The 12,789-nt window shown below is 49.0% G+C and carries 12 protein-coding genes and 1 riboswitch; of the genes, 7 read left to right on the forward strand and 5 right to left on the reverse strand.

The features are described from left to right. Nucleotides 1-40: 40 nt before the first annotated feature. Both purM and purN read left to right on the forward strand, forming a co-directional pair. Nucleotides 41-1,081: a phosphoribosylformylglycinamidine cyclo-ligase gene (purM, locus tag FO446_RS03445; RefSeq protein ID WP_237899907.1), complete on the forward strand. Its 1,041-nt coding sequence runs from the start codon at nt 41-43 to the stop codon at nt 1,079-1,081. Continuing rightward, a complete protein-coding gene (gene purN, locus FO446_RS03450; protein ID WP_173610683.1) occupies nt 1,075-1,683 on the forward strand; it encodes a phosphoribosylglycinamide formyltransferase in 609 nt (202 codons plus the stop codon). Before purM ends, purN begins: the two co-directional genes overlap by 7 nt. Nucleotides 1,684-1,743: 60 nt before the next feature. Here the strand turns inward: purN and FO446_RS03455 are convergent, their stop codons facing one another. Beyond that, nucleotides 1,744-2,679: a magnesium transporter CorA family protein gene (locus FO446_RS03455; RefSeq protein WP_173610682.1), complete on the reverse strand. Its 936-nt coding sequence runs from the start codon at nt 2,677-2,679 to the stop codon at nt 1,744-1,746. Between the two features lie 294 nt (nt 2,680-2,973). Beyond that, nucleotides 2,974-3,141: riboswitch (M-box (ykoK) riboswitch) on the reverse strand. A 189-nt stretch (nt 3,142-3,330) separates the two neighbouring features. On the opposite strand from FO446_RS03455, the gene FO446_RS03460 reads away from it, so the two are divergent. The 3 genes from FO446_RS03460 to purD all read left to right on the forward strand — a co-directional run bounded on the left by FO446_RS03460 (nt 3,331) and on the right by purD (nt 6,797). Next, the gene (locus FO446_RS03460) at nt 3,331-3,708 is read left to right on the forward strand and encodes a hypothetical protein (protein ID WP_173610681.1); all 378 of its coding nucleotides are present in this window, start codon (nt 3,331-3,333) and stop codon (nt 3,706-3,708) included. 181 nt (nt 3,709-3,889) lie between these two features. After that, the gene (purH, locus tag FO446_RS03465) at nt 3,890-5,440 is read left to right on the forward strand and encodes a bifunctional phosphoribosylaminoimidazolecarboxamide formyltransferase/IMP cyclohydrolase (RefSeq protein WP_173610680.1); all 1,551 of its coding nucleotides are present in this window, start codon (nt 3,890-3,892) and stop codon (nt 5,438-5,440) included. 79 nt (nt 5,441-5,519) lie between these two features. Then, on the forward strand, nt 5,520-6,797 hold the full coding sequence (gene purD / locus FO446_RS03470; RefSeq protein WP_232774457.1) for a phosphoribosylamine--glycine ligase: 1,278 nt from the start codon (nt 5,520-5,522) through the stop codon (nt 6,795-6,797). A 59-nt stretch (nt 6,798-6,856) separates the two neighbouring features. Here the strand turns inward: purD and FO446_RS03475 are convergent, their stop codons facing one another. The 4 genes from FO446_RS03475 to FO446_RS03485 all read right to left on the reverse strand — a co-directional run bounded on the left by FO446_RS03475 (nt 6,857) and on the right by FO446_RS03485 (nt 9,324). Further along, nucleotides 6,857-8,065, reverse strand: coding sequence for an MFS transporter (locus FO446_RS03475; protein ID WP_173610678.1), 1,209 nt, complete (start codon nt 8,063-8,065; stop codon nt 6,857-6,859). Between the two features lie 11 nt (nt 8,066-8,076). Then, nucleotides 8,077-8,460 (reverse strand): MarR family winged helix-turn-helix transcriptional regulator, encoded by a 384-nt coding sequence (locus FO446_RS03480; RefSeq protein ID WP_173610677.1) that lies wholly within the window; start codon nt 8,458-8,460, stop codon nt 8,077-8,079. Nucleotides 8,461-8,631: 171 nt separating this feature from the next. Then, complete coding sequence (locus FO446_RS28915; protein ID WP_012684353.1) at nt 8,632-8,766, reverse strand: EYxxD motif small membrane protein; 135 nt, start codon at nt 8,764-8,766, stop codon at nt 8,632-8,634. A gap of 18 nt (nt 8,767-8,784) precedes the next feature. Next, nucleotides 8,785-9,324 carry a YgaP family membrane protein gene (locus FO446_RS03485; RefSeq protein WP_237899909.1) on the reverse strand — a complete coding sequence of 180 codons (540 nt, stop codon included), beginning with the start codon at nt 9,322-9,324 and terminating at the stop codon, nt 8,785-8,787. Between the two features lie 193 nt (nt 9,325-9,517). On the opposite strand from FO446_RS03485, the gene FO446_RS03490 reads away from it, so the two are divergent. Together FO446_RS03490 and FO446_RS03495 are read left to right on the forward strand one after the other, a co-directional pair. Then, the gene (locus FO446_RS03490) at nt 9,518-11,275 is read left to right on the forward strand and encodes an adenine deaminase C-terminal domain-containing protein (protein WP_237901041.1); all 1,758 of its coding nucleotides are present in this window, start codon (nt 9,518-9,520) and stop codon (nt 11,273-11,275) included. Nucleotides 11,276-11,493: 218 nt separating this feature from the next. After that, entirely contained in the window at nt 11,494-12,729 is a 1,236-nt protein-coding gene (locus tag FO446_RS03495) for a branched-chain amino acid ABC transporter substrate-binding protein (RefSeq protein ID WP_173610675.1), read from the forward strand. The last annotated feature ends 60 nt before the right edge of the window (nt 12,730-12,789 follow it).

Raw genomic sequence — 12,789 nt, forward strand, 5'->3', positions numbered from 1 at the left:
CAACCGCTAATACAAGCACCTCTTGCTAGGGGGAGAAACGATGAGTGAAGCATATAAACAAGCTGGCGTAGACATCGATGCGGGCAACGAAGCCGTCGAACGCATGAAAAAGCATGTCAAACGAACATTCCGCCCCGAAGTTATGACTGATTTGGGTGGGTTCGGAGCGCTGTTTCGCCTGGATACCAAAAAATACGAGAAACCGATTCTCGTTTCTGGCACAGATGGGGTAGGAACCAAGCTGAAGATCGCTTTTGCCATGGACAAACACGATACAATCGGTATCGATGCTGTTGCTATGTGCGTCAATGACGTAGTGGTCCAAGGGGCAGAGCCGCTCTTTTTCCTCGATTATCTGGCAGTAGATAAGGTCATTCCGGAAAAAATCGAAGCGATTGTCAAAGGGATCGCGGAAGGCTGCTCCCAGTCTGGCTGCTCGCTGATTGGCGGGGAGACTGCCGAGATGCCTGGCATGTACGCAGAAGGCGAATACGACATCGCGGGCTTTACCGTAGGTGTCGTGGACGAGAGCAAAATGATTACGGGAGCAAACGTGGCGGCAGGCGATGTGCTGATCGGGCTGGCTTCCAGCGGCGTGCACAGCAACGGTTTCTCGCTCGTTCGCAAGGTTCTTTTGGCAGACAAAGGCATGTCCCTGCATGATCATGTTGACAAATTGGGCAAAAAGCTCGGCGAAGAGCTGTTGACACCGACCCGCATTTACGTGAAGCAAGTGCTATCCGTTCTTGCGTCGCATGAAGTGAAGGCCCTGGCACACATCACAGGCGGCGGCTTTACTGAAAACATTCCACGCGTGCTTCCAGAAGGAATGCAGGCTGTGATCAACGTTGGTTCCTGGCCGGTGCTGCCGATCTTCGAGCTGGTACAAGAGTCGGGTAACATCTCTTACCCGGATATGTACAAAACGTTTAACATGGGCATTGGCATGATGCTTGTCGTGAAGCCGGAAGACGCAGTGAGTGTTATGGAAAAGCTGCAAGAGCTGGGTGAACAGGCGTATTTGCTCGGACATATTCAAGCGGGAGAGCGCAAAGTCGTATACAACGGGGTGGAATGGTGAGAAAGCTGGCCATTTTCGCCTCAGGCAGCGGCTCCAACTTTGAAGCGATCGTGCAGGCTGTACAGGACGGCAGGCTCACAGGTGTAGAAGTTGCCTTGCTCGTGTGCGACAAGCCCGGCGCCAAGGTTTTGGAACGTGCAGAGCGTTTAGGGATCGACACCTTTGTTTTTCAACCGAAGGAATACGCAGACAAGGCAGCTTTTGAGCAGGAAATAGTGGCGCAGCTCCAAAAACGTGAGATATCGCTGGTTGTGCTGGCAGGCTACATGCGGTTGGTGGGCGACACGCTTTTGTCATCCTACGAAGGAAAAATCATCAATTTGCATCCGTCGCTTTTGCCTGCTTTCCCGGGAAAAGACGCGATTGGTCAGGCACTCGCTTACGGGGTAAAGATAACAGGGGTAACGGTACATCTGGTTGATGCCGGTCTGGACACAGGGCCGATCATTGCCCAGATTCCCGTAGCGGTGCAAGAAGCAGATACGGCTGAGACTTTGGCGGCTCGCATCCATTCGGTGGAGCATGAGCTTTTGGTGAAGGTCATTGGCTTTTTAGCAGAAGAGAGAGTGAAGCTGGAAGGAAGGCTCGTCCAGCTGACGTAAATCGAGAGATAAAGTAGAAACCGACATCCTTTTACGATGTCGGTTTTTTTGTCATCCGTTTTAGAAATACTTCTTTCTCCAAAACAAGAGAGCTGTTACAGACGTAATGGCGGTGGACATGATCATAATGATCGTGAATGCGTGCGGATGACCCTGAAAAGGAAGCGCGACGTTCATCCCGTAGAAGGTGCCGATCACCATAGGCAAGGTGATGACAATGGTAATGGCGGTCAACAGCTTTAATACGCGATTCAAATTGTTGGAGATGACGGAGCCAAAGCCATTCATGATGTTCCCTAAAATCGCCGTATAGATTTCCGTCATTTTGATGGCCTGCTTGGTTTCGATTTTTACTTCTTCCAGCAGTTCCTTATCTTCTTCGTACATTTTCAAATAACTGCCGCTCCGAAGCAGGGAGATCAACAGACTGTTCGTTTCCAGGGACGTCGAAAAATATACGAGACTTTTCTGCAATTCAAGCAAGGTAAGCAGTTCAATGTTTTTCGTCGATTGTCGCAATGATTTTTCCAGTGTTTCTGTCTGCTTGTTGATTTTTTTCAAGTAATGCAAATATTCATGCGACGTATTCGATAAAATTTGCAGAACGAACCGGTTGCGCATATGCGTGTGAAAACTTTTCACTTTCCCTTGGACGAACTCATTCATGACAGCCGTTTCTACCAGGCAAACGGTTAAGATGTAATCTTCCATCACCATGATTCCCAACGGAACCGTCGTATAGTTGTTCTTCGTCCCTTCCTTCGTGGAGACTGGGATGTCCACGTAGAGCATCACGCGGTTTCCTTCCTTGTCGATCCGTCCGATTTCTTCGTCATCAAGGGCATCCTGCAAAAAATGAAGGTCAATCGCCAACTCCCTGACGACTTGTAGCTTTTCTTGCTCAGAAGGATCTGTCAGATGGATCCAGCAGCCTTTTTCAAATTGTTGCAGTTCTTCTATTTTTCCCATGGCATTCGTTTTGTAAATGTTCAACATGGTTTTCTCATCCTTTCGCATATAAGGATCGGAGGGATACGACCATGTTGCGCAAGCATGTCTACATAATAACTACTTACATACACTCGTCCCATAAAAAGGGAGAATGTCAAATAAGGTATGGGGAACATGCCGCAGCGCCACAAGGCCGTAAAACTCTCCGTACACAATCTTGATTGCAGGTATTCATTCGGCAACTTGGACTACTGTCCATCAAAACGTTCCCCCCTTTCGAAAATGAAAACCCTCTAGCGGGAATCCAGAGGGTTAGAAAAGTGCACAAAATAACACCGTTTTTCTCCCCTACCAGAGCTTTGGCACTATACAACGTAAAGGAAACATTCCTTAGCCACCTTAAGAAAAGCCTTAGTTCGGCAGTTCCTGTTCTACCCATTGGCATCTTTCGATATTTCCGGGCAGTGGCCTATTTTTGTATAGGAGCCTCACCTAACGAGGATGAATGATTGACTTTGCCAATCACGTTTTCTCGTCCTACATGCATGTTATTCATGTCCTATCAGACGGTGTCGGCTTCTAACTATGACCAACTTACCCTATTTTGCTGCTATTCTTCCGCGATTCATGACAAACCAAATTGGTCCGTGTGACATACAGTAAGAGAGGGATATTCCCACAAAGGGAGGGGCCGACTTGAGCGGAGATTTTGTTTCGAACTTGCTCGATAAGCTAAGCCAAAAAACAGGGCGGCAATGGACGCTTAACGATATTATGAAGCTCGCGGAAAAAATGCCGAAGGGCGGAGCCAATGTAGATGCGCTGCTCGATGAGCTGGGAAATATGGGATTCGAAGTGCCAGAGGAGACGAAAGAGCGCGTCAGGGATCGTGTAAAGGACGGCAACTCCATCTCCATGGAAGAGTTAGGGAACTTAATGCCCAAAGAAGTAAAGGCGAAGAGCCGCAAGTCGAAGAAGCCGATCAAGCCAATCAGGGCGACTGCCAAAAGCAAAACAGTCTTACTGTCAGATCGCATCAAAAAGCTATCAGGCAAAGGCAAGAAAAAACGATAATATCATCCAAGCAAATGCAGATGCATGCAGTCGCAAGTGCCGAACAGGCACGGGCGGCTGTGTTTGTTTTCCTGACGAAGTTATTGATAATAGCGTACAATTATTTTATAATATATAAGTATTGTTCGTGTTTTGGTCATTAGTTACTCATGTTTTCACTAAAATTCAGGAGGTTCTATCCGTGAGTGTGAAAAAAGCGTTGATCAGCGTTTCTGACAAGACAGGATTGATTCCGTTTGCCCGTCGATTGGTAGCCGCCGGGGTACAGATCATTTCTACCGGGGGTACGGCTTCTCTTTTAAAAGCAGAGGGAGTTCCCGTCATTGGCATTTCTGAAGTGACCGGATTTCCAGAAATTTTGGACGGTCGCGTCAAAACGTTGCATCCCAATATCCACAGCGGCCTCTTGGCTGTAAGGGACAGTGAAGCACATGTGCAGCAACTAAAAGACCTGGGGATTGAAACCATTGATCTGGTTGTCGTGAACCTTTATCCTTTCAAGGAAACGATAGCGAAGCCAGACGTGACATATGAAGACGCCATTGAGAATATTGATATTGGTGGACCAACGATGCTGCGTTCTGCTGCGAAAAATCACGCGTTCGTCAGTGTAGTGGTCGATGCAGCCGATTATGAAAAAGTAGCAGAAGAAATTGAAGCAAATGGCGATACTACGCTAGAAACCCGTCGCAAGCTGGCTGCAAAAGTTTTCCGCCATACAGCAGCCTATGATGCCTTGATCTCTCGCTATTTGAGTGAGCAGGTGGGCGAACTGCTGCCTGAGAGCTACACGGTGACTTACGAGAAAGCACAGGATTTACGCTATGGGGAAAATCCACATCAACGTGCGGCATTTTACCGTGAGCCGTTGTCCGATCAGTTGAGCATCGGGAATGCAAGCCAACTGCAAGGAAAAGAGCTTTCCTATAACAACATCAATGACGCAGATGCAGCGTTGGCGATTGTACGCGAATTCGCTGAACCTGCTGTCGTTGCGATCAAGCACTCCAACCCGTGTGGAGTAGGGATCGGCACTGATATTCGCGCCGCTTACCAAAAAGCGTACGAAGCAGACCCTGTCTCTATTTATGGTGGGATCGTGGCAGCAAATCGCCCGATTGACCGTGACACCGCACTCGCGATGAAAGAGATTTTCTTGGAAATCATTATCGCACCGGACTTCACCGACGAGGCGTTGGCTGTTCTGGCTGAGAAAAAGAACCTGCGTCTGTTGCGTATCTCGGCGCTGAATGAACCAGCCAAAAAAGTGGACAATCTGTTCCGCGTGGCTCCTGTAGCAGGCGGGGCACTCATTCAAGACTTCGACTACAAGCAGCTCGAAGAAAGCGAGATTCAGGTGGTCACAGACCGCAAGCCTTCGGAAGAGGAACTGGCACAGCTGAAATTCGCGTGGAAGGTCGTCAAGCACGTCAAATCAAATGCGATTCTCTTGGCAAAAGACAATATGACCATCGGCGTGGGTGCAGGCCAGATGAACCGCGTTGGGGCAGCGAAAATCGCCATCGAACAAGCAGGTGCATTGGCAAGTGGCTCGGTTATGGCCTCGGATGCGTTTTTCCCAATGGGAGATACCGTGGAGGCGGCAGCTAAAGCAGGGATTACTGCTATCATCCAGCCAGGCGGCTCCATTCGCGACCAAGAATCGATTGATGCTTGCAACCGAGCGGGTATTGCGATGATCTTTACCGGCACGCGTCATTTCAAGCACTAAAAGAGGCTATTCGGGAGTAACTTTCGCTTTTTTAACACGTATGAAAGAGTGGATTACCTCTCACACAGGAGGAAATACGATGAAAATATTAGTGATCGGTGGCGGCGGTCGAGAACACACGATTGCCTGGAAGCTGTTGCAGAGTTCTAAAGTGACGAAGGTATACTGTGCGCCAGGAAATGGGGGCACCGCCCAAATCGCGCAAAACGTACCGATCGGCGTCCATGATTTTGCTGCACTGGTTCAATTCGTCAAGGATGAAGGAATTGATTTGACTGTCGTTGGCCCGGAAGATCCTTTGCTGGCGGGGATTGTTGACTTTTTCCAGGAGCGCAATCTGCCGATCTATGGCCCGAATCAAAAAGCGGCAATGATCGAGGGAAGCAAGTCTTTTGCGAAAAGTTTAATGAAACGCTACGAGATTCCGACGTCTGCCTATGAATCGTTTCTGGATTACGAATCGGCGAGTGCATACGTGAGAGAGCAGGGCGCTCCTATCGTTGTCAAAGCGGATGGCTTGGCAGCGGGGAAAGGAGTCGTTGTCGCAGAGACGGTGGAGGAAGCAGAAGAGGCACTCCGTCAGATTATGCAGGAAAGCGTCTTTGGTGAAGCGGGAGCTCGCGTGGTCATTGAGGAGTGCATGTTCGGCGAAGAGCTGTCGCTGTTGTCTTTCGTCGATGGAGAGACAGTTAAGCCGATGATTACTTCTCAGGATCATAAGCGAATCTTCAATGATGACCGCGGTCCCAATACAGGCGGCATGGGAACATACGCCCCGGTACCGCAAATGTCTGCTGAGCTGGTGGACGAGATCGTCAAAACGATTGTCCAACCGATGGCGTCAGGGATGGCCAAGGATGGCATTCCGTTCAAAGGCATTCTCTACACAGGTCTGATGATTACGGAGCAAGGCCCGAAAGTCGTGGAGTTCAATGCACGTTTTGGCGATCCGGAGACACAGGTGCTCTTGCCGTTGCTCGAAACAGATTTGCTCGACATTTTTGTCGGAACAATCAATGGCGAGCTCGATGCAGTCGATGTGACATGGAAAAAAGGAAGTGCTGTCTGTGTCGTCATGGCAGCGCCGGGTTATCCTGGAGAATATCCAAAAGGTACGTTGATACACGGACTGGGTCAGGCAAACGAGGGAGCTACGGTGTTTCACGCAGGGACGAAGGAAACCGAGGAAGGCATCGTTACGAGCGGTGGCCGTGTGCTTGGCGTCGTGGCAACAGGAACGGATTTGGCGCATGCACGTGAGACAGCGTACGCGAAGGTGCAAGGGATCTCGTTTGATGGGGCGCAGTATCGCACGGATATTGCGGCACGAGCGATGAAGTATCAGCAAAAGGGATAAAAAAACAAGCTGTTCCTTCGGTAGAAAATTCTACTTAGAGGGAACAGCTTTTTTGGTTATTACATACCCACGTTTTCACTAGCGATTGCCGCTTTTTCCGCTTTGGCCGCAGCCACCTGCGAAAGGAAATAAACAATCAGAAACAGCAGCAAGCAAGCCGCCGACCAGCGGTACATGACAGAGTAGCTCGAATGTGTCGCGATGACGCCGAGGAGCATTGAGCCGACCGCAATCCCCAGGTCGATGGAATTAAAGAACAGTCCATTCGCCATGCCGCGTTGCTCAGGCGTGACGACCTTCACCATCCACGCCTGGATAGATGGCTGAATCATGCCATAGCCAAGGCCGTAGAAGGCAGCAGAGACGAGAAGCAAGGACTCTGTCGTTGTCAGGGACAGGAGCAAGAGGCTGACCCCGACGAAAATCGCACCGGGAGGCAGGACGGCGATGTGCCCTTTGCGATCATACAGCTTGCCGGAAAACGGACGAATCAACACCATCGCCAGTGCGTTCGTAAGGAAAAACCAGCCGACATTCTCAATGTGGGCTTCTTTTCCGTACAAGGCCAAAAAGCTGAGAATCCCGCCATACGTAATGGACAAACAAAAATTCAGTCCAGCTGGAAGCAGCAGCTTTTTATCATAAAATCGGCGAATGCCTGTGACAGTTTGTACGTTCCCGGACGACACAGGAAGCTGATTGTAGGCACGGATAAAATGCATCAGCGGAAAAATAATAGCAACTAACAATACGAGAACCATGAGCATCGAGCCGAACCCAAACCCATTTAACACTCCAAGTCCAATCAACGGGCCGAGTGCCATAGCCAAGCTGGTCGATAAGCCGAAATACCCCATGCCTTCACCGATTCGTCTGGCAGGAATCACATTGGAGACAATCGTCGGAAAGGTCGTGCTGCCCATCCCAAAGCCAATGCCGACTAAAATTCGCAGCAGAAGAAAGAAAACAATGCTTCCCGCCCAGTAATAGCCTGCGCTAAAAATCGCGACGAATCCAAGTGCTACGATTGCCAAGAGCTTACTGCTTTTCGTTTTCAATGCTTCTCCGGTAAACACCCTTGCGATCACTGCTGCAAGTGAAAACAAGCTAATAACCAGGCTGACGACAAAATCATTGGCCTGATACGCTTCCTTCACATAAGCAGGGAATGTTGGGGTCTGCATTTGAACGGTGAGAAACAACAACAAATTGCATACAGTTAACAGGACAAAATCTCTCGTCCACAGTCTCTCTCTACTCTCTCCCAATGCTGTCACTCCTAGTCAGTCGTTTTTCTATTGATGTTCTCGTTAATCTCCAGCAAGATTTCTCGCAAGAAGGCCAGCTTTTCAGGAGAAATCCCCTCCAAAATGTCTGCAACGGCCTGAGCCTCTACAGGAATCGCTTGCTCAATCCATTCTCGTCCTTTCGGGGAAAGCGTAATGATGTACGCACGGCGATCTTGTTCGCTCAAAGTCTTTTCGATAAAGCCTTTTTTGGCGAGTGTGTCTAAAATGCGTGTCATGGAAGGTTGATCCTTGGCAGAGCGCTGGGCCAGCTCTTTTTGATTGATGCCCTCTTCTTTTCGTAGCCGATACAGGACGGCAAACTGCTCCGTGGTCAAATCAAACTCCTTTAAAAAAAGGGAAACATAATGAATCATTCTCCGGTATGTATTTCCGATAAGAAATCCAACCGGTTCTTTTTGCCAATGATCGATCAGGGGAATGACCCTCTTTCGTTCAAAAATACTTGCAATGACAATTATATGTATAACAATTATTTTTGTAAATGGAAAAAACCGCCCAATGACAGGCGGTTAGTTGCTGCTCCTTTATTGACGATATCTTCCTCTTTTTCGCGAGGTGCGAAAGAAGTAATAACCCATTACGCCGATGACGCCAATGATCGTGGCAATAACAAAGAAGTTATGGGACATCCATTCATACATCTGGGAGCCGACAAGCATATGCGGTGCCTCCTCTCCTTACGTGTACGTGGGGTAGCGAGTGTTGCTGTTGTTATTTTCCTGGGAGCGAAATGAAATGATCTCTCTTGCCGCTTTTTCGAGAAGTTGATCCTCGGGAGTAAGCTTCATGTTTTGTTGATTGTTGATTGAATGTTTTTCCTGGTTCCTCGATAATTGTGGGCTTGCAGAATACTGTATGTTTGCTTTATTCGTTGTGGCTGAAGTGTTGCTCTCGTCGTCTTGGCCGGTGTTCGAGTCTTTGATGGGGGCAATATTCATGGAGCGGGTAAACTGGTTGACTGCCATCTGTACGCCTTTTTTCTTGAGCTGATCCATCATGCCTTGAATGCCATTTCCCTTTTTCGTATTGATGCCCATCGCTGCGTACATCGGACAAAAGCGAGTAGCTCCTTCTGCTACTTTCATTGCTGAAAAAGCCATGAGCAGCCATGGAGTGTTGGATGGGCGACGGCTCATTCTTCCGATGCCGTACGCCAAGCCCAACAGACCGCCAGTTATTCGAATCATGGCATCAGTTCTACCTACGTTTTTATGCATGAGAGTTGTCCTCCTGTCGCTATTACGTCTATTCCCTAGTGTGTAATAAAGGGCGACAAGACACCCGTGGGAATTGTTACTACCATCATCAAGCTTGCAGGGGAATGAATGATGGGCGGAGAAGGTGTAGAGAGCGATGAACGACCGTTCATTTTGGAAAAACATCGGGAGACCAGCGAGGAGAGAAGAAATGATGCGTGTACGAGCCCTATCAGATCGTGATTACTTGAACATGATTCGCGTGAGCAGACGTCAAGCACCGGCAAGCCTCTGGATAAAAGGCGCAAGCGTTCTAAATGTGTACACAAAAGAATGGCAAGAGCATCACGTCGTAGTGGCAGGAGAACGTATAGCTTATGTAGGAGAAAAAGAGCCGCTGGTCGATGACCAGACCGTAATCATGGAGGCGGCTGGGCAATATCTCGTGCCGGGTTACATCGAGCCTCACGCGCATCCGTTTCAATGGTATAACCCTTACACGTTGGCTGACTTTGCTTTGCAAACGGGGACGACTGGAATGGTGTCGGACACGTTAATGCTCATGCATCTGCCCTTTTCGCAAACGGCAGCGATCATGGATTCTTTGGCAGCACATCCCGTGAAGCAATTTTTCTGGGGTAGACTCGATCCGCAGACAGGGAAAGCTCATCCGTCGTTCACGAAGGACAATTTGGCGCGAATGCTGGAACATCCACGCGTGATCCAGGGTGGGGAGTTGACAAATTGGGGCGGCGTTTTGCAAGAGGATGAGACGCTGCTTTTTGGTTTGAAGCATACGCGGGACTTGGGCAAAAGGATGGAGGGGCATCATCCGGGAGCTTCTTACGAGACATTGAACATTGCCGCAGCATCCGGCATAACAGCTTGTCACGAGGCTATCACCGCAGCCGATTTGCTGTCGCGTATCCGTTTAGGCATGTATGCGACACTGCGCCATTCCTCTATTCGTCCTGATCTGCCGGAGCTGGTGAAGGGCTGGCTGGAGTTGGGGGTGCCGTGGTCTTCACGAATGATGCTGACATCGGATGGAAGCACGCCCCCGATGCATCGTGACGGGTTCATGGATAGTACGATCCGTGTGGCCATGGAAGCGGGGATGCCGCCAGAGGAAGCGTATGTCATGGCGACGCTGAACCCGGCTGTCTATTATGGGCTGGACGCGGAGATCGGAGGAATTGCGCCGGGTCGAATCGCGGATATGCTGTTGTTGACGGCAATGGATCAACCGACTCCATCCATCGTGATTGCGAACGGACAACGAGTAGCAGAAAAAGGAAACCTGCTCGTCCCAACCGTTCAGCCACAATGGGAGGAAGCTTCGTTACGTTTGACAGATCCATTGAAAAAACAGGCACATCCCGATTGGTTCCGTTTGCGCCCAGATGAGGACGGCAAGGTACCTGTGCTACAGATGCTGAATGCCGTTATAACCCGGCTGTCGATGGAGAACATGCCCGTTGATCAGGATGGATACGTATCCTTGCAGCATGATCCGCAGTTGGCAATGATCGCTATTATTGATGCGACTGGAGGCAATCGAACAATGGCAGTGCTTCATGGCTTCGGTGAGCATCTCGAAGGGCTGGCCAGCACCTATTCAGCCTCTGGGGATTGGATCGTAATCGGACGCGATCCCCAAACGATGGCACAAGCACTGGAACGTATTCGGGAAATAAAAGGTGGAGTCGTCCTGATCGATAAAGGAAAAATTATTTGCGAATGCCCATTGCCTCTTGCTGGAAAATTCGCGTCTGCACCGATGGAAGAAGTAATCAGCATGGGTGAAAATTTGGTAAATCAGCTTCGTTCCAAAGGACATGTCCATCTCGATCCGATTTATTCGATTTTGTTTTTTACGGCTACCCACTTGCCCTATGCACGTCTAACGGCAACAGGCATTGTCGACGTGAAGAGTGGGCAAATCGTCGTTCCGGCACTTCCTCTACCTTGAGGGAGTGTTTATTTTTTTGTTTGTAAATAAATGATATATGAATATAAAATATATTTTACTTCTTGTAAATTATCAGATTTATTTTAAAATAAAAACAACCAAGCCTCATCTATCTTTATCCCCAAAGAGTCATCGTTTTTGAAAGTCGCAACCTGGCTAGCAAGGTAGATGGACTGGGTAACAAGAAAAAAGAATGATAAAAGGGGGATTCATTCTTAATGAAAAAGCGTTCTTATGTGGGGGTTTTATCTGCGGTATTGGCTGCGAGTATGGCATTAACAGGTTGCGCAGGAAACGGTAATTCAAGCGGCGGAAGTAACGCAAGCGGGGGGCAAAGTCAGCCAGCTCCAGGAAACAGTGGTGGAGGAACGACCGAGGGTGGCCTCATCAAAATTGCCACACAATCCCCTCTGTCCGGGAGCAATTCTGCTATCGGTGATGCGATTAAGACAGGAGCGGGTTACGCTCTCGAACAGCGCAAGGAAGAGTTTAAAGCACTTGGCTTTGATCTCCAGCTTTTCCCTCAGGATGATCAAGGCGACCCGAAAATCGGGGTATCCAATGCGGAGATGCTCATCTCTGATCCCGATGTGTACGGTGTAGTTGGGCATTATAACACAGGGGTTGCGATTCCATCGTCTGTAAAGTACGAGGAAGGCAAGCTGGTCATGGTATCCCCGGCAAACACAGGCGTAAAGCTCACGGAGGAAGGCAAGAAAACCGTTCATCGAATCTGTGCTCGCGATGATGCACAAGGACCAAAGGCTGCTCTATATGCAAAAAATACACTTGGTGTAAAAACGGCCTATATTATCCATGATAAGACAGCATACGGCCAAGGTCTGAGTGATCAAGTGAAGATGCAATTCGAAAAGGACGGGGTTCAAATCCTTGGCTTTGAGGGCATTACCCAGGGCGAAAAGGACTATAGCGCGGTACTTAACCAGGTAACGGTGAAAAACCCGGACATCATCTTTTTTGGCGGTCTTTATCCAGAAGGTGGAATTTTGATCAAGCAAGCTCGTGAAAAAGGATTTAAGGGTTATTTTATGGGTGGCGACGGCTTGGATTCTTCTGATATGATAAAAATAGCCGGTAATGCCGTCGAAGGAGTAGTCTTTACGTCAGTAGCTGGAGACGTAACGCAAACCGAAGAGGGCAAGAAATGGGCTGAAGAGTACAAGAAAGCCACAAACAAGCCTCTGGAAACCTATTCCGTCTATGGTTTCGACTCCATGAACGTCATCCTCAATGGTGTCTTGGAAGCTGCCAAAGCGAACGGAGGCAAAAAACCAACCCGCGAGCAAGTCCTCGATGCAGTCCACAAAACCAAAGATTTTCAGGGTCAATTCACCAAGGTTACCTTTGATGAAAAAGGTGACAACACAAATGCAGATGTATTCATTTACAAGTTTGACAAGGACAAATCCATTTTCGTAGGCAAGGCCGAGTAATCACACCACACAACGCGCACACACTCCCATGCCTCATACCAGGATAGGGGGCTGCACGCC

Origin of the sequence: Brevibacillus brevis (genome assembly GCF_022026395.1) — a bacterium.
Lineage (GTDB): Bacteria > Bacillota > Bacilli > Brevibacillales > Brevibacillaceae > Brevibacillus.